The 25,208-nt window shown below is 69.3% G+C and carries 23 protein-coding genes; 11 read left to right on the top strand and 12 right to left on the bottom strand.

The window, feature by feature from the left end:
* Positions 1 to 133 precede the first annotated feature (133 nt).
* The 5 genes from M2351_RS41660 (at position 134) to M2351_RS41680 (ending at position 6,424) form a co-directional block, all read left to right on the top strand.
* The gene (locus M2351_RS41660) at positions 134 to 622 is read left to right on the top strand and encodes a formate dehydrogenase subunit gamma (RefSeq protein WP_264661826.1); all 489 of its coding nucleotides are present in this window, start codon (positions 134 to 136) and stop codon (positions 620 to 622) included.
* Complete coding sequence (locus M2351_RS41665; protein WP_264661827.1) at positions 619 to 2,196, top strand: formate dehydrogenase beta subunit; 1,578 nt, start codon at positions 619 to 621, stop codon at positions 2,194 to 2,196. Before M2351_RS41660 ends, M2351_RS41665 begins: the two co-directional genes overlap by 4 nt.
* Before the next feature lie 126 nt (positions 2,197 to 2,322).
* Positions 2,323 to 5,139, top strand: coding sequence for a formate dehydrogenase subunit alpha (gene fdhF / locus M2351_RS41670; protein WP_264661828.1), 2,817 nt, complete (start codon positions 2,323 to 2,325; stop codon positions 5,137 to 5,139).
* Positions 5,140 to 5,382: 243 nt separating this feature from the next.
* On the top strand, positions 5,383 to 6,168 hold the full coding sequence (gene fdhD / locus M2351_RS41675; protein ID WP_264661829.1) for a formate dehydrogenase accessory sulfurtransferase FdhD: 786 nt from the start codon (positions 5,383 to 5,385) through the stop codon (positions 6,166 to 6,168).
* Positions 6,169 to 6,190: 22 nt separating this feature from the next.
* Positions 6,191 to 6,424 carry a formate dehydrogenase subunit delta gene (locus tag M2351_RS41680; RefSeq protein WP_264661830.1) on the top strand — a complete coding sequence of 78 codons (234 nt, stop codon included), beginning with the start codon at positions 6,191 to 6,193 and terminating at the stop codon, positions 6,422 to 6,424.
* On the opposite strand, the gene M2351_RS41685 is transcribed toward M2351_RS41680, so the two are convergent.
* The 6 genes from M2351_RS41685 to M2351_RS41710 form a co-directional block, all read right to left on the bottom strand.
* The gene (locus M2351_RS41685; protein WP_264661831.1) at positions 6,412 to 7,506 is read right to left on the bottom strand and encodes a spore photoproduct lyase family protein; all 1,095 of its coding nucleotides are present in this window, start codon (positions 7,504 to 7,506) and stop codon (positions 6,412 to 6,414) included. The two genes, M2351_RS41680 and M2351_RS41685, sit on opposite strands and share 13 nt — an antisense overlap.
* Before the next feature lie 124 nt (positions 7,507 to 7,630).
* Positions 7,631 to 7,837, bottom strand: a complete 207-nt coding sequence (locus M2351_RS41690) for a DUF1656 domain-containing protein (protein ID WP_264661832.1) — start codon at positions 7,835 to 7,837, stop codon at positions 7,631 to 7,633.
* A gap of 12 nt (positions 7,838 to 7,849) precedes the next feature.
* Entirely contained in the window at positions 7,850 to 9,901 is a 2,052-nt protein-coding gene (locus M2351_RS41695; RefSeq protein WP_264661833.1) for an FUSC family protein, read from the bottom strand.
* Positions 9,898 to 10,797 carry an efflux RND transporter periplasmic adaptor subunit gene (locus tag M2351_RS41700; protein ID WP_264661834.1) on the bottom strand — a complete coding sequence of 300 codons (900 nt, stop codon included), beginning with the start codon at positions 10,795 to 10,797 and terminating at the stop codon, positions 9,898 to 9,900. Before M2351_RS41700 ends, M2351_RS41695 begins: the two co-directional genes overlap by 4 nt.
* 49 nt (positions 10,798 to 10,846) lie before the next feature.
* Entirely contained in the window at positions 10,847 to 11,296 is a 450-nt protein-coding gene (locus M2351_RS41705) for a MarR family winged helix-turn-helix transcriptional regulator (protein WP_264661835.1), read from the bottom strand.
* Between the two features lie 105 nt (positions 11,297 to 11,401).
* Positions 11,402 to 12,301 carry a LysR family transcriptional regulator gene (locus M2351_RS41710; RefSeq protein ID WP_264661836.1) on the bottom strand — a complete coding sequence of 300 codons (900 nt, stop codon included), beginning with the start codon at positions 12,299 to 12,301 and terminating at the stop codon, positions 11,402 to 11,404.
* A 134-nt stretch (positions 12,302 to 12,435) separates the two neighbouring features.
* Here M2351_RS41710 and M2351_RS41715 point away from each other — a divergent pair, with 134 nt between their 5' ends.
* The 3 genes from M2351_RS41715 (at position 12,436) to M2351_RS41725 (ending at position 15,864) form a co-directional block, all read left to right on the top strand.
* Positions 12,436 to 13,617: an MFS transporter gene (locus M2351_RS41715; protein WP_264661837.1), complete on the top strand. Its 1,182-nt coding sequence runs from the start codon at positions 12,436 to 12,438 to the stop codon at positions 13,615 to 13,617.
* Between the two features lie 55 nt (positions 13,618 to 13,672).
* Positions 13,673 to 14,497 carry an aldo/keto reductase gene (locus M2351_RS41720; protein WP_264661838.1) on the top strand — a complete coding sequence of 275 codons (825 nt, stop codon included), beginning with the start codon at positions 13,673 to 13,675 and terminating at the stop codon, positions 14,495 to 14,497.
* A gap of 116 nt (positions 14,498 to 14,613) precedes the next feature.
* Entirely contained in the window at positions 14,614 to 15,864 is a 1,251-nt protein-coding gene (locus tag M2351_RS41725; protein WP_264661839.1) for a hypothetical protein, read from the top strand.
* 331 nt (positions 15,865 to 16,195) lie between these two features.
* Here M2351_RS41725 and M2351_RS41730 read toward each other — a convergent pair whose 3' ends face one another.
* The 4 genes from M2351_RS41730 to M2351_RS41745 all read right to left on the bottom strand — a co-directional run bounded on the left by M2351_RS41730 (position 16,196) and on the right by M2351_RS41745 (position 20,289).
* Positions 16,196 to 17,140 carry an IS110 family RNA-guided transposase gene (locus tag M2351_RS41730; RefSeq protein WP_264655227.1) on the bottom strand — a complete coding sequence of 315 codons (945 nt, stop codon included), beginning with the start codon at positions 17,138 to 17,140 and terminating at the stop codon, positions 16,196 to 16,198.
* Positions 17,141 to 17,407: 267 nt separating this feature from the next.
* Positions 17,408 to 18,421: a TRAP transporter substrate-binding protein gene (locus M2351_RS41735; protein ID WP_264661840.1), complete on the bottom strand. Its 1,014-nt coding sequence runs from the start codon at positions 18,419 to 18,421 to the stop codon at positions 17,408 to 17,410.
* A gap of 33 nt (positions 18,422 to 18,454) precedes the next feature.
* On the bottom strand, positions 18,455 to 19,732 hold the full coding sequence (locus M2351_RS41740) for a TRAP transporter large permease (protein ID WP_264661841.1): 1,278 nt from the start codon (positions 19,730 to 19,732) through the stop codon (positions 18,455 to 18,457).
* Between the two features lie 41 nt (positions 19,733 to 19,773).
* Positions 19,774 to 20,289 (bottom strand): TRAP transporter small permease, encoded by a 516-nt coding sequence (locus tag M2351_RS41745; RefSeq protein ID WP_264661842.1) that lies wholly within the window; start codon positions 20,287 to 20,289, stop codon positions 19,774 to 19,776.
* A gap of 374 nt (positions 20,290 to 20,663) precedes the next feature.
* On the opposite strand from M2351_RS41745, the gene hexR reads away from it, so the two are divergent.
* Complete coding sequence (gene hexR, locus M2351_RS41750) at positions 20,664 to 21,548, top strand: transcriptional regulator HexR (RefSeq protein ID WP_264661843.1); 885 nt, start codon at positions 20,664 to 20,666, stop codon at positions 21,546 to 21,548.
* Positions 21,549 to 21,745: 197 nt separating this feature from the next.
* The gene (dusA, locus tag M2351_RS41755; RefSeq protein ID WP_264661844.1) at positions 21,746 to 22,750 is read left to right on the top strand and encodes a tRNA dihydrouridine(20/20a) synthase DusA; all 1,005 of its coding nucleotides are present in this window, start codon (positions 21,746 to 21,748) and stop codon (positions 22,748 to 22,750) included.
* On the opposite strand, the gene M2351_RS41760 is transcribed toward dusA, so the two are convergent.
* Positions 22,731 to 23,192 (bottom strand): DUF3429 domain-containing protein, encoded by a 462-nt coding sequence (locus M2351_RS41760; protein WP_264661845.1) that lies wholly within the window; start codon positions 23,190 to 23,192, stop codon positions 22,731 to 22,733. The two genes, dusA and M2351_RS41760, sit on opposite strands and share 20 nt — an antisense overlap.
* 11 nt (positions 23,193 to 23,203) lie before the next feature.
* Positions 23,204 to 23,806, bottom strand: a complete 603-nt coding sequence (locus tag M2351_RS41765) for a glutathione peroxidase (RefSeq protein WP_264661846.1) — start codon at positions 23,804 to 23,806, stop codon at positions 23,204 to 23,206.
* A 198-nt stretch (positions 23,807 to 24,004) separates the two neighbouring features.
* Between M2351_RS41765 and M2351_RS41770 the strand changes: the two genes are divergently transcribed.
* On the top strand, positions 24,005 to 25,183 hold the full coding sequence (locus tag M2351_RS41770; protein WP_264661847.1) for an MFS transporter: 1,179 nt from the start codon (positions 24,005 to 24,007) through the stop codon (positions 25,181 to 25,183).
* Positions 25,184 to 25,208: the final 25 nt, after the last annotated feature.

Below are 25,208 nucleotides of genomic sequence, written 5' to 3' on the forward strand. Positions count from 1 at the left end.
GCCGCGATAGCCAAAGCCTATCACCGCATCAAGAAATCAAATTTGCCGCCTCCCCAATCGTCCGCCACCCTAACGGACGAGACACGAAACGAGCGCCCCACCCAAACCGAGCCGGGGCGCGGGGGAGGAGACCATGAACGCTCGATCACCCTGGAACGCGGAGCGCGCCGCGGCGATCGTCGAGGCCAACCGGCACCTGCGCGGCAACCTGCTGCCGATCCTGCACGCCCTGCAGGAGGAGTTCGGCTGCATCGACGAGGACGCCGTGCCGATGCTGGCCAGCGAACTGAACCTGTCGCGCGCCGACGTGCACGGGGTGGTGTCCTTCTACCACGAGTTCCGCCGCACCCGCCCGGGCCGCCACACCATCAAGGTTTGCCGGGCGGAGGCCTGCCAGTCGATGAACGCCGACGGGCTGATCGACCACATCCGCCGCCGCCTTAAGGTGGACTTTCACGATACCACGGCTGACGACGCCTTCACGCTGGAGCCGGTCTTCTGCCTCGGCAACTGCGCGCTGGCCCCCGCCGTGATGGTGGACGAGACGCTGCACGGCCGGGTCAGCCCGGGCCGGTTCGACGCCATCGCTGCCTCCACCCTCGCCGCGGAGGCCACTCGATGAGCGCCCCCCATCACACGACCATGCACACCGTCTACGTTCCCCGCGACGCCGCCGCCCTGTCGGTGGGCGCCGAGGAGGTCGCGGCGGCGATCCGGGCGGAGGCGACCAGGCGCGGTCTGCCGCTGCGCATCGTCCGCAACGGCTCCCGCGGGATGCTGTGGCTGGAAACCCTGGTCGAGGTGGAGACGCCGCAGGGCCGCGTCGCCTATGGGCCGGTGAATGCCGAGGACGTGCCCGGCCTGTTCGACGCCGGCTTCCTCCAGGGCGCCGGGCACGCGCTGGGCCACGGCCTGACCGAAGCAATCCCCTACTTCGCCAAGCAGGAGCGGTTGACCTTCGCCCGTTGCGGCATCATCGACCCGCTGTCGGTGGAGGACTACCGCCTGCACGGCGGGTTCCGCGGGCTGGAGCGGGCGCTCGCCATGACGCCCGCCGAGATCGTCACGGAGGTGACGGAGTCCGGCCTGCGCGGCCGCGGCGGCGCCGGCTTCCCGACCGGCATCAAGTGGAACACGGTGCTGAACGCGCGGGCGGACCAGAAGTACATCTGCTGCAACGCCGACGAAGGCGACAGCGGCACCTTCGCCGACCGCATGATCATGGAGGGCGACCCCTTCTGCCTGATCGAGGGCATGACCATCGCCGCCATCGCGGTGGGCGCCACCGAGGGCTACATCTACATCCGCTCCGAATACCCGCACGCCGTCGCGACGATGCGCGAGGCGATCCGGCTGGCCTACGACGAGAAGTGGCTGGGCGACGAAATCCACGGCACCGCCCACCGTTTCCACCTGGACGTCCGCGTCGGGGCCGGCGCCTACATCTGCGGCGAGGAGACCTCCATGCTGGAAAGCCTGGAGGGCAAGCGCGGCACCGTCCGGGCCAAGCCGCCGCTGCCGGCGCTGGAGGGGCTGTTCGGCAAGCCGACCGTGGTCAACAACGTGCTGTCGCTGACCTCCGTGCCGGTCATCCTGGACAAGGGGGCGTCCTACTACCGCGACTTCGGCGTCGGCCGGTCGCGCGGCACGCTGGCCTTCCAGCTGGCCGGCAACATCAAACACGGCGGCATCGTGGAGAAGGCCTTCGGCGTCACGCTGCACGAGCTGCTGTACGAGTTCGGCGGCGGTACCATCACCGGCCGCCCGATCCGCGCGGTGCAGGCCGGCGGCCCGCTCGGCGCCTACCTGCCGCCGTCGCTGTTCGACCTGCCCAAGGACTACGAGGCCTTCGCGGCGGTGGAGGCGATGGTCGGCCACGGCGGCATCGTGGTGTTCGACGACGGCGTGGACATGGCCAAGCAGGCCCGCTTCGCCATGGAGTTCTGCGCGGCGGAGTCCTGCGGCAAGTGCACCCCCTGCCGCATCGGCGCGGTGCGCGGCGTCGAGGTGATGGACCGCATCATCGCCGGGCAGAATGTGGCGGCCAACGTCACGCTGCTCCAGGACCTGTGCGAGGTCATGACCGACGGCTCGCTCTGCGCCATGGGCGGCATGACGCCCATCCCCGTGCGCAGCGCGCTGAAGCATTTCGCGGAAGATTTCACCCGCAGCCCCACGGCTGTCGCGGCCGAGTGACCGCTTGCCCCCTCCCCAACCCTCCCCCGCTCCGCGGTGGAGGGAGTCTGGTCCCCTCTCCCGCGTCAGCGGGGGAGGGTTAGGGAGGGGGCCTTGACCGGCACTTCCCCAAAAAGGATTGAGACCATGTCGATCAAGGATATCGATTACGGCACCCCGGCCCGCGATTCCGCCACGATGGTGACGCTGGACATTGACGGGCGCACCGTCACCGTTCCGGAAGGCACCTCGGTGATGCGCGCGGCCATGGAGGCCGGGATCACCGTTCCCAAGCTGTGCGCGACCGACATGCTGGACGCCTACGGCTCCTGCCGGCTGTGCATGGTGGAGATCGAAGGGCGGCGCGGCACCCCGGCCAGCTGCACGACGCCGGTGGCGCCGGGCATGAAGGTGCACACCCAGAACGAGCGGCTGGGCCGCCTGCGCCGCGGCGTGATGGAGCTGTACATCTCCGACCACCCGCTGGACTGCCTGACCTGCCCGACCAACGGCAACTGCGAGCTTCAGGACATGGCCGGCGCCGTCGGCCTGCGCGCCGTCCGCTACGGCTTCGAGGGTGAGAACCACCTCCAGGCCCAGAAGGACGAGAGCAACCCCTACTTCACCTTCGACCCGTCCAAGTGCATCGTCTGCTCCCGCTGCGTTCGGGCCTGCGGCGAAGTTCAGGGCACCTTCGCGCTGACCATCGACGGGCGCGGCTTTGACAGCAAGGTGTCGCCGGGCGCCTTGGAAAGCTTCATGGACAGCGAGTGCGTGTCCTGCGGCGCCTGCGTCCAGGCCTGCCCGACCGCGACCTTGACCGAGAAGTCCGTCATCGAGCTGGGCCAGCCGGAGCACAGCGTCATCACCACCTGCGCCTATTGCGGCGTGGGCTGCTCCTTCAAGGCGGAGATGAAGGGCACCACCGTGGTGCGCATGGTCCCGCACAAGGACGGCGGCGCCAACGAGGGCCATTCCTGCGTCAAGGGCCGTTTCGCCTGGGGCTACGCCACCCACGCCGACCGCCAGACCAAGCCGATGGTCCGCGACAGCATCGACGAGCCGTGGCGCGTCGTGTCGTGGGATGAGGCGATTTCCTTCGCCGCCCAGCGCCTGATGGCGGTGCAGGCGAAGTACGGCCGCGGCTCCATCGGCGGCATCACCTCGTCCCGTTGCACGAACGAAGAGGTGTATGTCGTCCAGAAGATGATCCGCGCCGCCTTCGGCAACAACAACGTCGACACCTGCGCCCGCGTCTGCCACTCCCCCACCGGCTACGGCCTGAAGCAGACCTTCGGCACCTCCGCCGGCACGCAGGACTTCCGCAGCGTCGACAAGTCCGACGTCATCCTGGTCATCGGCGCCAACCCGACCGACGGACACCCGGTGTTCGGCAGCCGCATGAAGAAGCGGCTGCGCCAGGGCGCCAAGCTGATCGTGCTCGACCCGCGCCGCATCGACCTCGTGCGCAGCCCGCACGTGTCGGCCACACACCACCTCCAGCTCCAGCCCGGCAGCAACGTGGCGGCGCTGAACGCGCTGGCCCATGTGGTGGTGACCGAGGGTCTGGTCGCCCGCGACTTCGTCGCCGAGCGTTGCGACCCGGTCGAGTTCGCCCGGTGGGAAGCCTTCATCCGCGACCCGCGCCACAGCCCGGAGGCGGTGGAGGAGCACACCGGAATCCCGGCGGCCGACCTGCGCGCCGCGGCCCGGCTCTACGCCACCGGTGGGAGTGCTGCCATCTACTACGGCCTGGGCGTGACGGAGCACAGCCAGGGCTCCACCGCCGTGATGGGCATGGCGAACCTCGCCATGGCGACCGGCAACATCGGGCGCGACGGCGTCGGCGTGAACCCGCTGCGCGGCCAGAACAACGTCCAGGGCTCCTGCGACATGGGTTCGTTCCCGCACGAGCTGACCGGCTACCGGCACGTGTCGGACGACGTGGTGCGCCAGCAGTTCGAGATGGTGTGGAACGCCACGCTGGACCCCGAGCCCGGCCTGCGCATCCCCAACATGTTCGACGCCGCGGTGGACGGCAGCTTCAAGGGCCTGTTCGTGCAGGGCGAGGACATCGCCCAGTCCGACCCCAACACCCAGCACGTGTTCGCCGCGCTGCGCGCCATGGAGATCGTCGTCGTGCAGGACCTTTTCCTGAACGAGACCGCCGCCTTCGCCCACGTCTTCCTGCCCGGCACCTCCTTCCTGGAGAAGGACGGGACCTTCACCAACGCGGAGCGCCGCATCAACCGCGTCCGCCCGGTGATGCCGTCCCAGACCGGCAAGCAGGAGTGGGAGGTGGTCTGCGAGCTGGCCGCCGCCATGGGCTATCCCATGCGCTACGAGAGCGGCGCGCAGATCATGGACGAGATCGCCCGCCTGACCCCGACCTTCGCCGGCGTCAGCTTCGCCAAACTGGACCGGGTGGGCAGCGTGCAGTGGCCCTGCACCGACGGGGACTCGGTCGGCACGCCGATCATGCACGCCGACGGCTTCGTAAGGGGCCAGGGCCGCTTCATGATCACCGAGTATGTGCCGACGCCGGAGCGCGCATCGCGCTTCTACCCTCTGATCCTGACGACGGGGCGCATCCTCAGCCACTACAACGTCGGCGCCCAGACCCGCCGCACCGCCAACGTGGCTTGGCACCCGGAGGACATCCTGGAAATCCACGCCCACGACGCGGAGCAGCGCGGCATCCGGGACGACGACCTGGTTTCCATCGCCAGCCGCATCGGCGCCACGACCCTGCGCGCCCGCATCTCCGACCGCATGCCGCAGGGGGTGGTCTACACCACCTTCCACCACCCGGTGACGGGCGCCAACGTGGTGACCACGGACAACTCCGACTGGGCCACGAATTGCCCAGAATACAAGGTGACCGCGGTCCAGGTGACCCGCAGCAACCACCCGTCGGATTGGCAAATCCAGCGCGGCGCGGTGGTGGAGGTGGCGGCGGAGTGATCCCCGTCTTCGCCCTTGCCTTAATCCCCTCCCCCCCTGGGGCGCGTAGCCGACGGCCGAAGGCCGGTTGAGCGCCGAAGACGATCAAAGGCGAAGCGAGGTCGCGAGACTTGCGAGCGACCGGGTTAGGGTGGGGGGGTTCCGCCACCTTGGTACGTCCGGCACACGCGCACCCCCCTCACCCTCCCCTCTCCCCGGAGGGGAGAGGAAAAGAGGAACGCCGTTGGGGATTGGAGAAGACGCATGCTCACCCTCGCCCATTCGCGGCCGGCCAGCGGAACCGGTTTCCCCACACCCGCCAATCAGGCCGACATCACCTGGCTGGTCGCCGAGGAAACCCCGGTGGCGTTCGAGTACAACGGGCGATCCCACGCCGTCATGATGGCGACGCCGGCCGACCTGGAGGACTTCGCGCTGGGTTTCAGCCTGTGCGAGGAGATCGTCGGCTCCGCCGCCGACATCGACCGCGTCACCGTGCGCACGGTGGAGGAAGGCATCGTCCTGGGGATCGAGGCCGATCCGTTGCGACTTCTGCGCGGCTCGCTGCGGCGGCGTTCCATGGAGGGGCGGAGCGGCTGCGGGCTGTGCGGGGTGGACAGCCTCGCCAACGCCGTGCGGGTGCCGCGGCAGGTTACGTCCTCCTTCACGCCGTCGGTGGAGGCGGTGGCCGCCGCCTTCGCCGCCCTGCCCGACCACCAGCCGATGAACCGCGCCAACCGGTCCTTGCACGCCGCAGCCTGGGCCGACCCGATGGGGCGCATCCTGCTGGCGCGGGAGGACGTCGGCCGCCACAACGCGCTCGACAAGCTGGCCGGCGCGCTGGCGCGGGAGGGGGTGGACACCTCCGGCGGCTTCGCCGTGATGTCCAGCCGCTGCAGCTTCGAGCTGGTGCAGAAGGCCGCAACCATCGGCATCCCGCTGCTCGCCACCATCTCCGCCCCCACCGCGCTGGCGCTGAAACTGGCGCGCGACGCCGGCATGGCGCTGGCCGCGCGGTCGCGCGGCGACGGCGTCATGCTGTTCCGCTGATCGATCTATATTGGAGTTTGTGATGCACACCCACAATCCCGTCCACGACCTCGTCCGCATGGCGAACCAGATCGCCGGCTACTTCCAGTCCTACCCGCAGGAGGAAGCGGTGACCGAGACCGCCGGCCACATCCGCAGCTTCTGGGAACCACGCATGCGCCAGCGCCTGCTGGACCATGTGGGGACCGGCGGCGACGGACTGCACGAGATCGCGTTGCAGGCGACGGGGTTGTTGAGGGCGCCTCAGAACGCGTAGCGGACGCGGCAGTACGGCAGCTCACGCGCAAGAACCTCGCGGAAGCGGGCGATCATCTTGCCCTTCATGCCTGCGCGGTAGCGGACGTTGACGGCGCCGTTCTCCGACGTCTTCGCCTCCTGCCAGCGCGGGGTCCACAGGTAATCTTCCGCCTTGGGGTGCCAGCGCAGGTTCACGCCGTGCAGGTCCTCATTGTGGGTGAGGAAGATCACCTCGGCGGCGAGTTGCGCCTTCGCCTGCATGTCGAGCGCGGCGTCCACCTGCCGGAACAGGTCGGCGTAGTCGGCGGTCCAGCCTTCGTACACCACGACGGGGCTGAAGTTCAGGTGCACCTCCCAGCCGGCGCGGACGAAGTCGTTGATGGCGGCGATGCGCTCGGCGACCGGGGTGGAGCGCACGTCCAGAACCCGCGCGAGGTGCGCCGGCATCAGGCTGAAGCGGATGCGCATGCCGCCGGCTGGGTCGTAGGACAGCAGGTCGCGGTTCACGTATTTCGTCGCGAAGCTGCCCTTGGCGTTGGGCAAGCGGCGGAACAGCACGGTCAGGTCGCGGACATTGTCGGAGATGAGCGCGTCGACCGAACAGTCGCCGTTCTCGCCAACGTCGTAGACCCAGGCGCGGGGGTCGATCTGGTTGGGCTCCGCCTTGGGACCCTGCTTGGCCGCGTGGCGCTCGATGGCGGCCATGATGCCGTCGATGTTCACGAAGGTCGTGATCGGGTTCGCGTAGCCCTTGCGCCGCGAGACGTAGCAGTAGGCGCAAGCCATGGCGCAGCCGTTGGAGTGCGACGGCGCGATGAAGTCCCCGCTGCGCCCGTTCGGCCGGCAGGACAGCCCCTTCTTGACGCCCAGCACCAGGACGGTGCGCTTGGTCCGCACCCAGGAGTCCACCGCCTGCTCGTCACCGTGCAGATCGGGGATGTTCCAGTGGGAGGCGACCTCGATCCGCTCGGCGTCGGGGAAGCGGTCCAGGATCGCCCGCCCGCGCGGGTGGGCCGCGGCGGCCGGCTCCACGAAGATGCGCGCGACGTCGAGCGGCGGGAGGACGGCGGCGTCGGGTAATGGCGTGTCGGAGATCAGCATGGGGAAGGAGGTGGGTCGACGGCGGAGGATTTCACCACCAAGACACCCTGGGCAACAAGAGTCCACGCCTTGCCGGGCGCAGGGATTCTTGGTGTCTTGGTGCCTTGGTGGTGAAAAAATCAACTCACCGCAGCTGTCCGGTCACCGCCGTCAGCGCGCCCAGCAGGACGACGTAGAGCGCGAGGTCGAACAGCGGCGGGTGCCAGACCCAGCCGTAGAAGCCCACGGCGCGCAGGCCGCGGCGCAGCAGGCCGGACAGGCCCCAGGCCAGCACGGCCAGGATCAGCAGCGGGGGAATGAACAGTCCGTAGACGTCGATTTCGCCGATCATCGGATCACCAATTCAGGCAACGGATTCGAGAAGAACGGGTGGCGCCACCGGCGCCGTTCCGGGAAAGAGGCTGCGGCGCAGGCCGGCCAGGGCGACGACCGCGCGGTCGCGCTCCGGCGAGCGGGGCTCGGCCGCGACGTTGGACAGGGCGGCGTCGAGCATGGGCAGAACCTCCGCCGGGGTCGGGGTCGGGCGCTTGGCCGACAGGTCGCGGAAATGCTGCCCCACGGCGCCCAGCAGCTTCGCCACGTGCGGGGCCGCCGGGTTGCCGAGCGCGCGGCGGGCGCGCTGAAGCTCCGCGATGTTCAGGCCGATGCGCAGGTCGTTCACCGCGTCGGCGGCCGACAGGTCGCGCTGCTGCGAACTCGCCAAGGCAAGGCGCGCGGACAGCAGGCCGACGCGGTCGAGCATGCGGTTCTCGAAGCTGCCGGCAGGATTGGCGCCTCGCGCCGCGGTCATCGCCGCGATCTCCCGCCAGCCGGCGTGCAGCAGACGCCGGGCGCTCCAGGCCGCGCCGACGGAGCGGCAGAGCTGCGTCACCACCAGCGCCGTGGCGATGCCCACCACCTGCCCCAGGTTGCTGTTCAGGAAAGAGGCGAAGTCGCCCTGCCCCGTGTCCATCAGGCTGAGCGAGCCGCCGACGCCCATCAGCAACGCCATGGCCTTGCCCATGGTCGCCGGCCGCGCCACGAAGACGCCCAGCACCAGGAAGGTCGGCGCCAGCCCGAGGACCAGCAGCGGGTAGCTGTCGAAGCTCGGCAGCACCACCAGCAGGTAGAAGCCGGCCAGCGGCACCGACAGCACGGTGAAGACCAGGAACATCCGGATGCCCGGCACCGGGTCGTCGAGCGAGGCAAAGAAGCAGACGAAGACCGCGGTCATCATCGCCGCCGCCGATCCCGACGACCAGCCGGTGGAAATCCAGAAGGCGCAGACCAGCGCGATGGCCAGCACCGCCGCCGCCCCGGACCAGAGGGCCATGCCGTGGTCGAGGTGGAAGACGCCGCGCGAGCGGCTGCGTGCCAGCGGGTCCATATGCTCCGGCAGGGCGGAGTTGCCCTTGCGGATGTTGTCGCGCAGGTCGCGGCAGTCCTGGTGGATGTCGACCATGGCGCGCAGGCGGTTCAGCAGGTTCAGCAGCGTGGCCTCGCGCCAGCCGGAGTCCGCGTTGATAGCCGGCATCAGCCGGTCGAGCGCGGCGCGCAAAGTCTCCGTGTCATCGGCCTTCTCGTCGCGGGCGATCCACAGCGTGACGCGTTGCAGAACCCCGGCGACGGCGGGCGGAAGCTCCCCGCCGTCGGCGCGCAGGGCGGCCAGCCGATCCTCCACCGCCGCCAGGATCGGCAGCAGGTAGGCCATGCGGTCCTGGAGCGCACGCACGGAGCGGGTCATCCAGCGCACGTCCGAGGTGTCGTAGGGCAGATGCGTCGCCATCACCCGCAGCTCGCTGATGTCGCGGGCGAGCTTCTGGCGGTCCTGGGTGCTGTCGGAATTGCGGTTCAGCGCGTCGAGTGTCCAGCGCTCCGCGTCGCGCAGCGTGGCATCGAGGCGGCCGAGGAGGACGGGGCCGAGGCTCTGCGGGAAGACGACGCTGTGCACCACGGTGGCACAGACGATGCCCAGCAGGATCTCCTCCACGCGGGCGAGCCCGGTGTCGAAGATGCTGCCGGGGTCGGACACCGCGGGGAAGCCGATCAGCCCGACCGTGTAGCCGGCGAGCATGAACACGTAGCTGGACGGCGTGCGGTCGAGCAGCGAGATGTACAGGCACACCGCCACCCACAGGCCGAGCGCCAGGGTCAGCAGCTCCGGCGCATCGGCGAGCGTCGGCACCAGGGCGATCGCCCCGGCGGAGCCCAGCGTCGTGCCGAGCACGCGGTACAGCGCCTTGGACCGAACCGCACCCGACAGCGGGCCGGACACGACGTAGGCGGTCAGCATGGCCCAGAAGGGCCGCGGCAGCCCCATGCCGAAGGCGACGTAGAGCGCCATCATGGAGGCGACGAAGGACTTGAGGGAGAACAGCGCCTCCCCCCAAGTCGGAACCAGTGATTTGAGTTTCATAGCCCGGCTATGGTCTTGGCCTTGTCCCCGCGGTCCTTCACGACTTCGACGGTCACGGTGCGGCCGGCGACGAGGTCGCGGGGGTCGGGCACCTGCTCCAGCCGCACGCGCACGGGAATGCGCTGGGCGAGCCGCACCCAGTTGAAGGTCGGGTTCACGTTGGGCAGAAGGCCGGCGCCCTCCGTCCGGTCGCGGTCGACGATGGCGCGCGTCACGCTGTCCACATGGCCGCGCAGCTTGTCCGCCACGCCCATGATGGTGACGTCGACCGGATCGCCGACGTGGATGCGCGGCAGCTTCGTCTCTTCGAAATAACCGACCACGTAGAAGCTGTCGCTGTCGATCACCGCGATGACCGGCTGGCCGGCGGTGACGTAGTTGCCTTCCTTCAGCTGAAGGTTGGTGACAAAGCCGTCCACGGTCGCCTTGACCTGCGTCCGCTCCAGGTTGAAGCGGGCGAGGTCGAGCGCGGCCTCCGCTTGGCGCGCCGCTGCGGCGGCCTTGGCCATGGCCGAGGCGACCTCCTGCTTCTGCGCGGTGGAGACGACGTTGGTGCCCAGCTGATCGTACCGGCCGAATTCCGCCTTGCGGTAGCCAAGTTCGGCGCGGGCGCTCTGCAGGTTGGCCTCCGCCTGCTCGACGGCGAGCTGGTAGCGATTGGGGTCGATGACGAACAGCACGTCGCCCTTGTGGACCGGCTGGTTGTCGACGACCTTCACCTGCGTGACCAGCCCCGCCACGTCGGGCGACACCTGGACGATGTCGGCGCGCACGCGGCCGTCGCGCGTCCAGGGCTGGTTCATGTAGTAGTCCCACAGCCACCAGCCGGCGCCCAGCGCCGCCACCGTCACCACCAGCGTGACCGCGAAACGGGTCAGGAAAGACAGGAATCTCACGGGTTTCGTCCTAGAAGCGGATCGTGCGCGACCATCCTTTGAAAAGGGGTCACGGCCGCAGGTTCTTGGCGTTGGTTTCGATGATCGACATCACGCGCAGGCAGGCGTCGATGTCCTGCGTCGGGGCGCCTTCCAGGATGCGGCGGCGCACGCCGTTCAGGGCCGCGTTCACCCGCACCAGGAGCGCCCGGCCCTCGTCGGTGAGGTGCAGCGTCTTCGCCCGCCGGTCGTCCGGATCCTCGCGCCGCTCGACCAGCCGGGAGGATTCCAGGCAATCGAGCAGCCGGACCAGCGACGGCCCCTCCACCCCCATCTCCTCCGCCAGTTCGCGCTGCCGCATGCCGTCGCCGAGTTCGCTCAGCAGCATCAGCGGCGAGATCACCGAGGAGGAAAAACCGCAGTCGGCCAGCACCTTGTTCGCCTCGCGGCGCCACAGGTGCGCGGCGCGGAACAGGTGGATGCCGAAGTTGGCCGGGAAACCCAATGGCTCCTGGTCCAAGGTTGGCGTCTCGATAGGCCCAGCGGAAGTGGGTGTATTCGATGTCATGCCTATTTAATAGGTTCCCTATCGATTATCGTCCAGTGACCCATTCGGTTCCCGGCGTCATTGCAGGCATGCGCGCAGCCGGGGGGTCATAAAATCGAGGAAAGCCTGGACGCGGCGCGGCGCGCGTTCGCGGCCGAGATAGACGGCGTGGAAGGCCTCGCTGTCGACCAGCACGTCGTCGAGCACGGAGACGAGCCGCCCGGCAGCGAGGTCGGCGCGGACGTGGAATTCCCCCAGCCGCGCAAGCCCCAGCCCCAGCACCGCCATGTGCCGCACCGTCTCGCCGTTGTTGGCGACGATGCGCGTGTCCACCTCGCGGTCGACCAGCCGGCCGCCGGTCTTCAGCGGCCAGACCGCGGCGGCGCGGCGGAAATTGAAGCCCAGGCAGTCGTGATGCTCCAGGTCGGCGGCGCTCCGCGGCGTCCCCCTGCGCGCGAGATAGTCGGGCGAGGCGACGATCCGCCGCCGCACCTCGCCCAGCCGCACCGCCAGCAACGCGGAGTCCATCAGCCGCCCGGCGCGGAAGGCGACGTCGGCCTGCGCGGCGTAGAGGTCCACCACCTCGTCGGTCAGGGTCAGATCCAGCCGGATGTCTGGGAAGTCTTGGGTGAACTCCGGCAGCAGGGGCAGCAGGCAGTGCCGGCCGAAGGGAACGGAGACGGTGATGCGGATCAGGCCGGTGGGCGCGCGGGCGCCGCCCGCCACCTCCGCGTCCAGCGCGTCCAGGTCGCCCAGCAGCGCCTCCGCGCGTTCCCGATACAGCTCCCCCTCCGCGGTCAGGCGCAGGCGGCGGGTGGAGCGCTCGATCAGGCGCACGCCCAGCCGCTCCTCCAGCCGGGTGATCAGCTTGGCGGTGGAGGACGGCGTCATGCCGACCTCCCGCCCCGCCGCGCTGAAGCTGCCCAGCGCCGCCACGCGCAGGAAGACCTTCATGTCCCAGGCCCGCGTGTCGCTCATGCCCACCCCTCCCCTTGCCGGCCCATCTTGTCATACAATGACAAGATCATGGGAATCCCGACGGTATTCCGCATCTCGACCTTTTGCCTCATCTGATGCGGCCTGCACAGTCCGCATGGATGGGAGTTCTTGTCATGCCACTCGCACTGCTGGCGCTGGCCATCAGCGCCTACGCGATCGGAACCACGGAGTTCGTGGTGGTCGGCCTGCTGCCGACCGTCGCCACCGACCTGAACGTCAGCCTGCCGCTGGCCGGCATGGTGGTCAGCGTCTACGCGTTGGGCGTCACCTTCGGCGCGCCGGTCCTGACGGCGCTGACCGGCGGGGTGCGGCGCAAGGCGCTGCTGCTCGGCCTGATGGGCATCTTCGTGGCCGGAAACCTGCTGGCCGGCTTCGCCCCGAATTACGAGATGCTTCTGGTCGCGCGGGTGCTCAGCGCCTTCGCCCACGGCGCGTTCTTCTCCGTCGGTTCGACCATCGCGGCCGATCTCGTGCCGGAGGACAAGCGCGCGTCGGCCATCGCCCTGATGTTCTCCGGCCTGACCATCGCCATCGTCACCGGCGTGCCCACGGGCACCTGGATCGGCCAGCATTTCGGCTGGCGCGCCACCTTCCTGGCCGTCTCCGCGCTGGGCGTGATCGGCGCGCTGGGCGTCGCGGCGCTGGTCCCGGCGACGCTGAGCCAGCCGCCGGCCGCGGGACTCGGCGACCAGGTCCGCGTGCTGGGCAAGCCGCGCCTTCTGCTGGCCTTCGCCATCACCGCGCTGGGCTACGGCGGCACCTTCGTCGCCTTCACCTTCCTGGCTCCGATCTTGGAGACGATCACCGGCTTCTCCAACAGCACGGTCAGCCTTGTCCTGGTGCTGTACGGCGCCGCCATCGCGGTGGGCAACGTGGTGGGCGGCAAGGTCGCCAACCGCCGCCCGGTGCGCGCGCTCGCCTGGCTGTTCGCGCTTCAGGCCGCCGTGCTGATCGTCTTCACCTTCACCGCGGCCAGCCCGGTGCCGGCGCTGGTGACGCTGGCCGGCATGGGCGCCTTGGCCTTCGCCAACGTCCCGGGCCTCCAGCTCTACGTCGTGCAGCTGGCGCAGCGCCACGCGCCGGGGGCGGTGGACGTGGCGTCGGCCCTGAACATCGCCGCCTTCAACCTGGGCATCGCCGCCGGCGCCTTCTTCGGCGGGCAGGTTGTGGATTCGGCGCTGGGATTGGCCGCGACGCCGTGGGTCGGCGGGCTGTTCGTGCTGGGCGGGCTGGCCCTGACGCTGCTGAGCGGCGCGCTCGACCGCCGCGACGGCGCCGTTGCCCAGCCGGCCTGAGCGCCCATGTCATCCGGGACCTTTTGAGTTTGCCTTCGAAGAACAGGGAACAGAGATGCACAACGTAAACGCCAACGGCGCCACCATCCCCGCTCTCGGCTTCGGCACCTTCCGCATGAGCGGGCCGGACGTGCTGCGGATGGTCCCGCAGGTCCTGACGCTCGGCTACCGCCACATCGACACCGCCCAGATCTACGGCAACGAGGCCGAGGTCGGCGAGGGCATCGCCAATTCCGGCGTCAAGCGCGGCGATGTCTTCCTGACCACCAAGGTCTGGGTCAGCAACTACAAGCGCGCCGCCTTCCTGCGCTCTGTCGACGAGAGCCTGGGCAAGCTGCGCACCGACTATGTGGACCTGCTGCTTCTGCACTGGCCGAACGAGGCCGTGCCGCTGGCCGAGCAGATTGCCGCGCTGAACGAGGTGCACAAGGCCGGCAAGGTCCGCCACATCGGCGTCAGCAACTTCAACCGCGCTCTGCTGGCCGAGGCCGTGCGCCTCAGCGATGCGCCGATCGTGACGAACCAGATCGAGATCCACCCCTACATCGACCAGTCCGTGATGCTGGAGGCCGCCCACAAGGCTGGCCAGTCGGTCACCGCCTACTACGCCATGGCCGACGGCAAGGTGTTCGCCGACCCGGTCCTGAAGGGCATCGCCGACCGCCACGGCCACAGCGTTGCCCAGGTCGTACTGCGCTGGCTGGTCCAGCAGGACGGCGTCATCGCCCTGTCCAAAACGGTGGGCGAGCAGCGCGCCGCGGAGAACCTCGCCATCTTCGACTTTGAGCTGTCGAAGGATGACATGGCGGCCATCCACGGCCTCGCCCGGCCCGATGGGCGCATCGTCAGCCCGGACGGTCTGGCGCCGGCCTGGGATTGAACCGCGCTCTGTCAATCGCCCTTATGACGGAAGGGGGTATTGGGCGGTTTGCTTGGACGCCCTGCCCCCTTTTCGCGTAAGAGGCTGCTTCGACAGGACGTGAGGGAGGCCCTTGTATGGTGGGGAAACGCAGCCTTGCCGCGTGGATGCTGGCCGCCGGAATCGGTGTGTCCGGAAACGCCCTGGCGGCCGACGCGCCGTCCGCGCTGGCCGCGAAGACCTGCGGCGCGCTGGTGTCGCGCGTGGAGGAAATTCCCGGCTCCGGCCCGGTGTTCCTGCGCAGCTACGACAGCCAGTACGGCATCGGCCAGACCAGCGAGCTGGCGCTGGGCAACGCCGCCTTCACCTACGACAACGCGCTGGCGGTGATCGCCCTGGTCGCCTGCGGCAAGCAGCCCCAGGCGCTGCGCATCGGCGAATCGCTGCTGTCCGCCGCCACGCTGGACCGCGCCCGGCTGAAGGGTCGACTGCGCAACGCCTACCGTGCCGGGCCGCAGAACCAGAAGCCGATCCCACCCATGGGCTGGTGGGACGTGACCGCCAACCGCTGGTTCGAGGATCCGTATCAGGTTGGCAGCGCGACGGGGAACGTCGCCTGGGCGGGGCTCGCCCTCATGACGCTGGGCGACGCGACGGGGGAGGAGCGGTTCCGCAACGGGGCGGCCGAGCTGGCGCGCTGGATCGTCAAGACCACCGCCGACCCGCGCGGCCCCGGTGGTTTCAACGGCGGCGTCCAGGGCTACGACGACAAGCCGCAGCCGTTGACCTGGAAGGCGACGGAGCACAACACCGACCTTGTCGCCCTGTTCGTCTGGCTGGAGCGCACGAAGACCGCCAGCGACTGGGCCGGCCCCGCCAAGGCGGCGCGCGGCTTCCTGGACGCGATGTGGGCGGCGGGGGACGGGCATTTCCCGACGGGAACTACGCCCGACGGCGTGACGGTCAACCGCGCGACCTCCGGCCTCGACGCGCAGCTCTGGCCGCTGCTGCTGACGGGCGCAGCGGAGGATTGGCGCACGGCGTTGGCCTATGCCGAAAAGGCGCACGGGGTGGACGGCGGTTTCGACTTCAACGACGACCGCGACGGGATGTGGGTGGAAGGCACGGCGCAGGCCGCCCTGACCTACCGCGCGGTTGGCCGGCCCGAGGACGCCGACCGCCTGCTGGCGGAAGTGGGCAAGGAAATCAGCCCCGGCGGCTATGTCTGGGCGACGCGGCCGGACAGCATCACGACGGGCTTGGCCATCGGACCGGACAGCACGACGGACGATTTCCGCTATTACCGCAGGCCGCATCTGGGGGCGACGGCCTGGGCGGCGCTGGCCGCGATGGGGTGGAACCCGTTCACGGGGGAACGGGTGCGGTGATGTTTGTGGGGTGGTGAGGAGTGGTTGCGTTGGGCCCCCACGAGTTGTCGCGTTGGGCCCCCACGAGTTGTCGCGTTGGGCCCCCACCCTAACCCTCCCCCACCTTCGGCGAGGGAGGGGACTGCCACCGCTCCCGCGCTTAACCCCTCCCCCCGCGAAGTGGGGGGAGCAACCGTGTTTTCTGGGAGGTGGTGAGTGAACCGGGGGTGCTCCCTGTCAAGGCTCGCGCTGGCGCGCGCCCGCCCTGCGGGCGGCTGCGGCCTTGACCGGTCCGCGCCCCCGGTTCGCTGGGCTGGGCATGTGGTCGGCGGCGAGCGCCGACCGTCGGCCTCTAGGCGGTCTGCTCGTGCCAAGTTTGGTGGTGGGCGAGCATGGCGTTGAGGCGGACGAGCAGTTTGCGCATGCAGGCGACCAACGCCACCTTGGGCTTCTTGCCGCAGGCGATCAGTCGAGCATAGAACCGCGCCAGGACGCCGCGGCCACGGACGGCGCTGGTCAGCGTCGCCATATACAGCGCCCGGCGCACATCGGTGCGCCCGCCGGCGATGTGGCGCTCGCCATGGTGCTCGCCGCTGTCGGCGGCATAGGGCGCCACCCCCACCAGCGCGGCGATTTTGGCGCCGCTCAGTGCCCCCAATTCGGGCAGCCGAACCGCCAGGGTCGTCGCCGTCACCGGCCCAATGCCCGGGGCGCTCTGAAGCGCGGCGACGCGCTCTCCGAGCGCCCTGTCGGCCGCCACCCGCCGGGTGATGAGCGCTTCCACGGCGGCCACCGCCTGGTCCAACGCCGCGAGCGCGCCGCCGACGGTGGCCTCGGCCTCCCTCGGCAGGCCGACCGCCGCTTTGCGCAGATCGGCACTCTGATCGACCAACCGCCGGCGCAGACGCAGCAAGCCGGCCAACGCCTCCCGTCCGTGGTCGGGCGCCGTGGGCGGGCCGTCGATCAGGGTGGCGGTGAACTCGGCGATCAGCGGAGCATCGATGGCGTCCGACTTGGCACGCCGGCCCTTGGCCTTGGCAAAGTGGCGCACGCGGGCCGCATCGAGGACGTGAACGGCCAAGCCGGCCGCGCCCAGGTCGTCGCGGACCGGGCGCTCGTAGCCGCCGCTGGCCTCGACCCCGACGCGGGCGAGACCGCGCTCGCGGATCCAGGACGCCAGCGCGCTCCGCCCCTCCGAGGTGTTGGCGACGCGCAGGCGGGCCGGGCCGGGGAACAGGGCGGCATCGAGCCAATCCCGGCCACAATCGAGGCCGACAGACGGGATCAGGTGTGTCATCCTTGCGCTCCTTCCTTGTGCTGCGGGGTCACGCCCCAAGCAACCGTTCGGTCTCCAAGGAAGGTTGACCGCCCCAAGCTCCCCCACGGCTTTGAAGACGGGTTGGTAACGGGGTCGGTCAACCCGGCTGGCGCGCGGCCGCGCGCCAGCCGGGTTTCACTCTAATGCTGTTCCAACATACAAGGTTGGGAGGGGGGACCAACGAAACCACTTACTTCGTAAAGAAAAGGCCGTGGCAAACGCCACGGCCTTTTCTCTCAAGAACGCTTACTTCCGGACCTTGGCGATCTCGGCCTGGAGGCCGTTCAGCAGGTCGGCACCACCATCCGCGGCGAACTTGTCCATGGCGGGCTTGACCATCTCGCGCATGCGGCCGAGTTCGGCGTCGCTCAGCTCGTTGATCTGCATGCCCTTGTCCTTCAGGTAGGCGATGGACTGCTTGGAGGCCTCGCGGCTGTCCTTGCGCTCGAAGTCGCGGGAGGCGACGGCGGCCTCGTTGATGATCTTGCGCTCATCGGCCGACAGGCCGTCGAACCAGCGCTTGGATGCCAGCACGATCCACGGGCTGTAGACGTGCTTGGAAATGGTCAGGTACTTCTGGACCTCGTAGAACTTCGAGGACTGGATGGTGGTGACCGGGTTCTCCTGCCCGTCGACGGTGCCGGTCTCCATGGCGGTGAACAGCTCCGAGAAGGACAGCGGCACGGCGTTGGCGCCGAAGCCGTTGAACATGTCGATGTAGACCGGGTTCTGCATGACGCGCAGCTTGATGCCCTTCAGGTCCTCGACCTTGGTGACCGGGCGCTTGCTGTTGGTCAGGTTGCGGAAGCCGTTCTCCCAGTAGACGAGGCCGACGAGGCCCTTCTCGTCCAGCTTGGCCGCCAGCTTCTGGCCGAACGGGCCGTCGAACACGGCGTCGGCCTCCTGCTCGTTGTTGAACAGGAACGGCAGGTCGAACACGGCGAAGTCCTTGACGATGCCGACCAGCGTGGCGGTCGAGCCGACCATCATCTCCTGCGCGCCGCCGATCAGGGCGTTCTGCATCTGGATGTCGCTGCCCAGGCTGGCGTCGGCGAAGCCCTTCACCTTCAGCTTGCCGCCGGAGCGCTTCGCCATCTCGTCGACGAAGTACTTCACGGCGCGGCCCTGGTTGCTGCTCTCCGACAGGCCATAGCCGAAGCGGATCAGGCGCGGCTTGATGTCCTGGGCGTTGGCGGCGACGGGGGCGAGCGCGGCGGCGGCGAGGCCGGTCGCGACGAGGAGGGAACGCAGGAACTTCATGGTCGATCTCTTCCCTGTATGGAATTGATTTGATTAGCGGAACATGTGCAGGGGCGCCGTGACGATCTCCGGGACGGCGATCAGCAGGGCGGTCAGGACGAGGTAGGTCAGCAGGAACGGCCAGATACCGCGGGTGGCGCTTTCCAGCGAAATGCGGGCGACGCCGCACACCACGTTCAGCACCGTGCAGACCGGCGGGTGGATCAGGCCGAGCGTGCCGATCAGGACGAACATCACGCCGAAGTAGGTCGGGTCGATGCCGGCCGACACGGCGAGCGGGGTCAGCACCGGGCCCAGCACCAGGATCGTCGGCGTCAGGTCCATAACGGTGCCGACGGCCAGCAGAAGCAGCGCGATGGCGGCCATCAGGATCTTCGGGTGGCCCATCAGGGGCGCCAGCATCTCGTTCATCTGCTGCGGCAGGTCGGCCAGCGTCACCATGTAGGAGGACACCAGCGCGGCGGCGCACAGGAACATCACCGTGCTGGTGGTGCGCGCAGCCTGCACGAACAGCGGCATCAGGTCCTTCACCGCGACCTGGCGGTAGATGAACAGCGCCACGAACAGCGAGTAGACGGCGGCGACCACCGCGGCCTCGGTCGGGGTGAAGATGCCGCCGCGCAGGCCGCCGATGATGATGACCGGCAGAAGCAGCGCCCACAGGCCTTCCAGCAGCGCGCCCTTGCGCTCGCCCCAGCTGGCCTTGGGCTGGAGCTTCACCTCCATGCCGCGGACCACCCACATCCAGGCCAGCACGAGGCCGGTGCCCATCATCAGGCCGGGCACGATGCCGGCCATGAACAGGCTGCTGATGGAGGTGTTGGTCGTCACGCCGAAGATGATGAAGGGCATGCTGGGCGGGATGATCGGCGCGATGATGCCGCCCGACGCGATCAGGCCGGCGGAGCGCGGCACCGGGTAGCCGTGGTCGCGCATCATCGGGATCAGCAGGGTCGCCAGGGCGGCGGTGTCGGCGATGGCCGAGCCGGACAGGCTGGCCAGCATCACCGAAGCGCCGATGGTCACGAAGCCCAGGCCGCCGCGGATGTGGCCGACCAGGCTGACCGCCAGGTTGATGATCCGCTGCGAGATGCCGCCGGCGTTCATCAGCTCGCCGGCCAGGATGAAGAAGGGCACCGCCATCAGCGGGTAGTTGTCGGCGCCGCTCAGCATGTTCTGGGCGACGAGCTGCGCGTCGAAGAAGTCCAGGTGCACCATCAGCGCGACGCCGGTCAGCATCAGCGCGAAGGCGATCGGCATGCCGAGCAGCATCAGCCCGAACAGCGAGGACAGGAAGACCGTGAGAGCCATGGAACGGGGTCCCGAATCAGAAGGGCGTCAATGCCGGGGCATCAGTGTTCGACCAGCACGCCTTGCGGCGCGGCACCGGGAACCACCGCGTCGCGGTCGCCCGAAACGATCTTCCACAGGTTCGCCAGGATGGTCAGCGCCATGGCGATGGCCGGGAAGAAGCCGGCGGCGGCGTAGAAGGCCATCGGGAAGCGCAGCACCGTGGAGTAGGTCTGCATGCCGATCAGCAGCTGCGTCCAGCTGCCCGTCACGAAGAGGTACAGCGCGTAGAGCATCAGCAGGTGGCTGACCACCGCGCAGGCGCGGCGGACGGAGGGCGGCAGGCGGGCCTGCAGCAGCTCCAGCCCCAGGTGCTGGTTGCGGCGCAGCGCCAGCGTGGCGCCCAGGAACACCAGCCAGACGAACATCAGGCGGGCGATCTCCTCGGCGGCGACGATGCCGCTGTTGAAGACATAACGAAGCACCACGTTGCCGAAGACCAGCGCCACCATCACGGCGAGCATCAGCGCCATGATCCATTCGGTGACGCGCTCCAGCGCTGCAACCACGCGATTCATGCACACTCCTTGACCCCGCGCGACCGGGCACGCGCGGGACTCCGTTGATCGGCAAGCGGCGGAGAACGGGGGACGGCCGGCTTACCGAAACCTTGTTTTGTTGGGCGCGGAAAATAGATGAGCGCCTCATTCGTGTGAAGAAGATTTTCTTCATATGGACATATCGCTGCGCTGCGAATGAAACTCTGACGAAAATTATCTTCACAAAATGAAGACCCTGCGCGTAGGGTCCGGGCCGTGGGCAGCCCGATGACAGGGTGCGCGCAAGGGGCTTGCGGCGGCCGGGAATTGACCGGACACTGCGCCCCATCCCCCGCCTCCGGCGCCCGATTCGGCGAAAGAGGCCCGCTACAAGAAGGGACACACGGTTCCCCATGCTCCAGCCGCTGAACATTCTCGACCACATCCGCGGCCGCCTGCCGGAGCTGAAGAAGTCGGAGGCGCAGGTCGCCGACATGGTGCTGGCCGACCCGCACAAGGTGCTGGGCCAGAGCATCACCGTGCTGGCCCATGCCGCCGGGGTGAGCGAGGCGACGGTCGTCCGCTTCTGCCGCAGCATCGGCTGCGGCGGCTTTCCGGACTTCAAGCTGCGGCTGGCCGAGGGGCAGGCGCGCGGCACCCCCTTCGTCAGCCAGGACGTGGCGCCCGACGACGACGTGCCGATGGTGGCGCAGAAGGTCTTCGCCTCGGCCGCCGCGGCGCTGAACGACGCGGCCGGTGCGCTGGACATGGAGGCGGTGGCCCGCGCGGTGGACCTGCTGGCCGGTGCCTCCAGCATCCTGTGCATCGGCACCGGCGCCTCGGCCGTGGTGGCGGAGGACGCGGCGCACAAGTTCCTGCGCTTCGGCATGGCCGCCCAGGCCAGCGCCGACCCGATGATGGTGCGCATGCTGTCGGTGAACCTGGGCGAGAAGGGCGTTCTGCTGGCGATCTCCAACACCGGCCGCACCTTCGTGGTGACGGAACTGGCGCAGACCGCGCGGGAGCAGGGCGTGCCGGTGATCGCCATCACCGCGCCGGGTTCCCCGCTCGCGGCCGTCTCCACCGTCACCATCGGCCACACCCCGGTAGAGGACGCCGAGATCTACACGCCGATGGCCTCGCGGCTGGTGCATCTGGCCATCATCGACGTGCTGTCCACCGGCGTGGCGTTGAAGATCGGCACCGGCGCGCGGCGGCATCTGGCGAAGGTCAAGGCCGTGCTGGCCGACACGCGCGAGGCGCGGGACGGAAGGCCGACAAGGGGGCGGAGACAATAGCCCTCTCCCCTCTGGGGAGAGGGTGGCCCGGAGGGCCGGTGAGGGGGTCCCGCCACCTTGGTACGTCCGGCAAATGCGCATCCCCCTCACCCCAACCCTCTCCCCGGAGGGGAGAGGGGACGAAGGGGCTCTTGCCATTAGGTCCTCAATCGGCCAATTGATGCGGCTGTTTCCCCTATCACCAAATCCCGCGCCTCATGACCCCTATCGCCCTCAGCGTCGCACCCATGATGGACTGGACCGACCGCCATTGTCGGACCTTCCACCGGCTGCTGTCGAAGAACACGCTGCTCTACACCGAGATGGTGACCACCGGCGCCGTGCTGCACGGGGACCGGGAGCGGCTGCTGGGCTATGACGCGGCGGAGCATCCGGTGGCGCTCCAGCTCGGCGGGTCGGACCCGGCGGAGCTGGCGGCCTGTGCCCGCATCGCGGAGGAGTGGGGCTACGACGAGGTGAACCTCAACGTCGGGTGCCCCAGCGACCGCGTGCAGTCCGGCCGCTTCGGCGCCTGCCTGATGGCGGAGCCGGACCTCGTGGCGCGGCTGGTCGGCGCCATGCGGGAGGCCGCGTCGATCCCCGTGACCGTCAAGCACCGCATCGCCATCGACGAGATGGAGGAGTGGCCGACGCTCGACCGCTTCGTCCGCACCGTGGCGGCGGCCGGCTGCACGCACTTCATCGTGCACGCGCGCAAGGCCTGGCTGAAGGGGCTGAGCCCCAAGGAGAACCGGGACATCCCGCCGCTGCGCTACGAGCTGGTGCACCGGCTGAAGCAGGAGAATCCGCATCTGACCATCGCCATCAACGGCGGCATCCGCACGCTGGACGAGGCGGAAACGCATCTGGCGACGCTGGACAGCGTGATGATCGGGCGTGCGGCCTACGAGACTCCCTACATCCTGGCCGACGCCGACCGCCGCCTGTTCGGTGAGGAAGCCGGCCCGGACCGCCACGCCGTCGTTGAGGCGATGATCCCCTATGTGGAGGATCGGCTGTCGAAGGGCACGCCGCTGTCCGCCATCACCCGGCACATGCTTGGCCTGTTCCAGGGGCTGCCGGGCGCCCGCGCCTGGCGGCGGCACATCAGCGAGAACGCCCATCTCCCCGGCGCCGGGCCGGAGGTGTTGCTGAAGGCCGCAGCTCTGGTGCCGCGTCGGCTACCGGTTACCGAGCGGCCGGTCACAGAACCAGCGGAATGAGCGCCGCCAGCGTCACGCAGACGACGCTGGTCAGAACGGTCCGCAAGCGGCCGAACCAGCCGGGGTAACGGCCCAGGTCCACCGCGCGGCGGTCGGCGACCCAGGCCAGCCCGAAGGACAGGACCAGCACCACCAAGGTCCAAACCTGCGGAAGCAGAGCGGCGAACCAGCCCAGCAGCGAGGGTGCCACACCCCAGACGAGCCAGACGGCCCCGCTCCGCTCCTCCTCCCGCCCCGCCAGCACGCGGCCCCAGTGGATGGCGCCGATGAAGGACAGGATCGCGACCGCGTAGACGATCACGGCCTGAAGCGCGAAGGACTGCCAGGCGCCACCGGCCGCCCAAGCGAGGACGCCCCCGGCGACGAAGGGGATCAGCCCGCCGTAGGACAGCAGGCGGATGGTCGTCGCTTGCTTGCTCTGAGAATCCGTATGGGCGTCCACCGCGACCATCCTCATTGCCCTGCGACGGGGGGACTGGAGACGGGCTGGGCCAGCGCCTGGTCGATGGCCGACGCCAGCGCCGGTGCGTCGGGCGTGACGGCACTGGGGAAGGTCGCGGCCAGGCGGCCATCGCGCCCGATCAGGATCTTGTGGAAGTTCCAGCGCGGCACGCCGGTGGGACCGGTTTCCCCCGCGGCCCAGCGATAGAAGGGGTGCGCGTCCGGACCGACGACGGCCTGCTTTTCCAGAAGCGGGAAATCGACGCCGTAGTTCAGCTCGCAGAAAGAGGCGACCTGGGCGTTGCTGCCCGGCTCCTGCGCCCCGAAGTCGTTGGACGGCACGCCCAGCATGACCAGCCCGCGGTCGCGGTAGGCCGCCCAGAGCTTCTGAAGGCCGGCGTATTGCCCGGTGTAGCCGCACTGCGACGCCGTGTTCACCACCAGCACCGCCCGGCCCTGGAAGAGTGCCGGCGGCAGCGTGCCGCCATCGATGGCCGGCAGGGGCAGCGACGACCAGTCGACGGTCTGCCGGGGCGACGCCGCCCCCGCTTCGACAGAAGCGGCAGACAGGAGGAGTGCGGCGGAAAGGGCGGCGGTGCGAACGAGCGGTGGCATGCGCGTCTCCAGCGGTGTGCTGCCATTACGTCGCGGCACGCCCTTTGGATCTCATCGCGCCGCTCCCGCGTCGCTGTGAGGACGGCGATTGCATGGGTGCCATGGCAATGTTGCCGTGCGCGGTGGAGCGCGTCCTGCACTACGGTTGGGACTCTGATCAATTCACGACCAAACTTCGGCGGCGGCCCACCCCTTCCCATGCGCCTTCTCATCCTGATCCTCGGCCTTGCGGGCTTCGCGAGCGCCTTTTCGCTGCGGGCGACCGACCCGATGCTGACCGTCATCGCGGCGGACCTGGGCGTCGGCGTGGCCGAGGCCGCCCTGCTCTCCTCCGCCTACACGCTGCCTTACGCGGCGATGCAGCTGATCCTGGGGCCGGTTGGCGACGCCATCGGCAAGACGCGGCTGATCCGGCTGTCGCTGGTGATCCTGACCATCGGCGTCGCGCTGTCGTCCATCGGGCCCGGCTATACTGGGGTGATGGCGGCGCGCGTGCTGGCCGGCGCCTTCGCCGGCGGCATCATCCCCGCCTCCATGGCGCTGATCGGCGACCGGGTGGACTACACGGAGCGGCAGTTCGCCATCAGCCGCTTCCTGCTGGCGGTCATCCTGGGCCAGATGTCGGGCTCGGCCGTGGCCGGTGCGCTGGCGGAGGTGGCGGGCTGGCGCGCGGTGTTCGGGCTGGCCGCCGGGACAACCGGCATCATCGCCCTGATCGCCATGGTCGGCCTGCACCGCGAGCGTGAGGCCCGGCACCCCCTGTCACTGGCCGACGCGCGGCGGCGCTACGCCTCGGTGCTGGCCAACCCGACCTCCGTCTGGGTCTTCGCCACCGTGGCGGCGGAGGGGCTGCTGATCTTCGGCGTGTTCCCCTTTGTGGCGCCCATGCTGGCCAAGCACGGCGCGACCGGCGCCTTCGAGGCCGGCGTCACCATCGCGGCCTTCGCCATCGGCGGGGTCTTCTACAGCATGGTGGTGCGCCGCCTGCTCGGCCGGCTTGGCCAATGGGGCATGATGCGGGTCGGCGGCCTGTTGGGGGGCGTGGCCTATCTGGCGATGGCGGCGCCGGTGCCCTGGCCGGTGGTGTCGGTGCTGTTCCTGGTCGCTGGCTTCGGCTTCTACATGCTGCACAACACGATGCAGACCCAGGCGACCGAGCTGTCGGCCACGGCGCGCGGGTCCGCATTGGCGCTGTTCGCCTCCGCCTTCTTCCTGGGCCAGGGGATGGGGCCGGTGCTCTACGGCGCCGTCGCCGCGCAGGCCGGCCTGAACGTGCTGTTCCTGGGGGCCGGCGTGCTGATCGCGGTGCTGGGCATCGGCGCGGTCGGGCTGATCCGTGGGCGTACCCGATCAGATATCCCCAAAAGCTGTGGATAACTCTGTTGGCGAATCGAGGGGTAAC

This window comes from Azospirillum canadense, from assembly GCF_025961225.1.
In the GTDB taxonomy this organism is placed as follows: domain Bacteria; phylum Pseudomonadota; class Alphaproteobacteria; order Azospirillales; family Azospirillaceae; genus Azospirillum; species Azospirillum canadense.

What these genes read in the sequence shown, in the direction of transcription:
- M2351_RS41660 (WP_264661826.1), top strand. Translation starts at nt 134, where the DNA reads ATGAACGCTCGATCACCCTGGAACGCGGAGCGCGCCGCGGCGATCGTC.
- M2351_RS41665 (WP_264661827.1), top strand. Translation starts at nt 619, where the DNA reads ATGAGCGCCCCCCATCACACGACCATGCACACCGTCTACGTTCCCCGC.
- fdhF (WP_264661828.1), top strand. Translation starts at nt 2,323, where the DNA reads ATGTCGATCAAGGATATCGATTACGGCACCCCGGCCCGCGATTCCGCC.
- fdhD (WP_264661829.1), top strand. Translation starts at nt 5,383, where the DNA reads ATGCTCACCCTCGCCCATTCGCGGCCGGCCAGCGGAACCGGTTTCCCC.
- M2351_RS41680 (WP_264661830.1), top strand. Translation starts at nt 6,191, where the DNA reads ATGCACACCCACAATCCCGTCCACGACCTCGTCCGCATGGCGAACCAG.
- M2351_RS41685 (WP_264661831.1), bottom strand. Translation starts at nt 7,506, where the DNA reads ATGCTGATCTCCGACACGCCATTACCCGACGCCGCCGTCCTCCCGCCG.
- M2351_RS41690 (WP_264661832.1), bottom strand. Translation starts at nt 7,837, where the DNA reads ATGATCGGCGAAATCGACGTCTACGGACTGTTCATTCCCCCGCTGCTG.
- M2351_RS41695 (WP_264661833.1), bottom strand. Translation starts at nt 9,901, where the DNA reads ATGAAACTCAAATCACTGGTTCCGACTTGGGGGGAGGCGCTGTTCTCC.
- M2351_RS41710 (WP_264661836.1), bottom strand. Translation starts at nt 12,301, where the DNA reads ATGAGCGACACGCGGGCCTGGGACATGAAGGTCTTCCTGCGCGTGGCG.
- M2351_RS41715 (WP_264661837.1), top strand. Translation starts at nt 12,436, where the DNA reads ATGCCACTCGCACTGCTGGCGCTGGCCATCAGCGCCTACGCGATCGGA.
- M2351_RS41720 (WP_264661838.1), top strand. Translation starts at nt 13,673, where the DNA reads ATGCACAACGTAAACGCCAACGGCGCCACCATCCCCGCTCTCGGCTTC.
- M2351_RS41725 (WP_264661839.1), top strand. Translation starts at nt 14,614, where the DNA reads ATGGTGGGGAAACGCAGCCTTGCCGCGTGGATGCTGGCCGCCGGAATC.
- M2351_RS41730 (WP_264655227.1), bottom strand. Translation starts at nt 17,140, where the DNA reads ATGACACACCTGATCCCGTCTGTCGGCCTCGATTGTGGCCGGGATTGG.
- M2351_RS41735 (WP_264661840.1), bottom strand. Translation starts at nt 18,421, where the DNA reads ATGAAGTTCCTGCGTTCCCTCCTCGTCGCGACCGGCCTCGCCGCCGCC.
- M2351_RS41740 (WP_264661841.1), bottom strand. Translation starts at nt 19,732, where the DNA reads ATGGCTCTCACGGTCTTCCTGTCCTCGCTGTTCGGGCTGATGCTGCTC.
- M2351_RS41745 (WP_264661842.1), bottom strand. Translation starts at nt 20,289, where the DNA reads ATGAATCGCGTGGTTGCAGCGCTGGAGCGCGTCACCGAATGGATCATG.
- hexR (WP_264661843.1), top strand. Translation starts at nt 20,664, where the DNA reads ATGCTCCAGCCGCTGAACATTCTCGACCACATCCGCGGCCGCCTGCCG.
- dusA (WP_264661844.1), top strand. Translation starts at nt 21,746, where the DNA reads ATGACCCCTATCGCCCTCAGCGTCGCACCCATGATGGACTGGACCGAC.
- M2351_RS41765 (WP_264661846.1), bottom strand. Translation starts at nt 23,806, where the DNA reads ATGCCACCGCTCGTTCGCACCGCCGCCCTTTCCGCCGCACTCCTCCTG.
- M2351_RS41770 (WP_264661847.1), top strand. Translation starts at nt 24,005, where the DNA reads ATGCGCCTTCTCATCCTGATCCTCGGCCTTGCGGGCTTCGCGAGCGCC.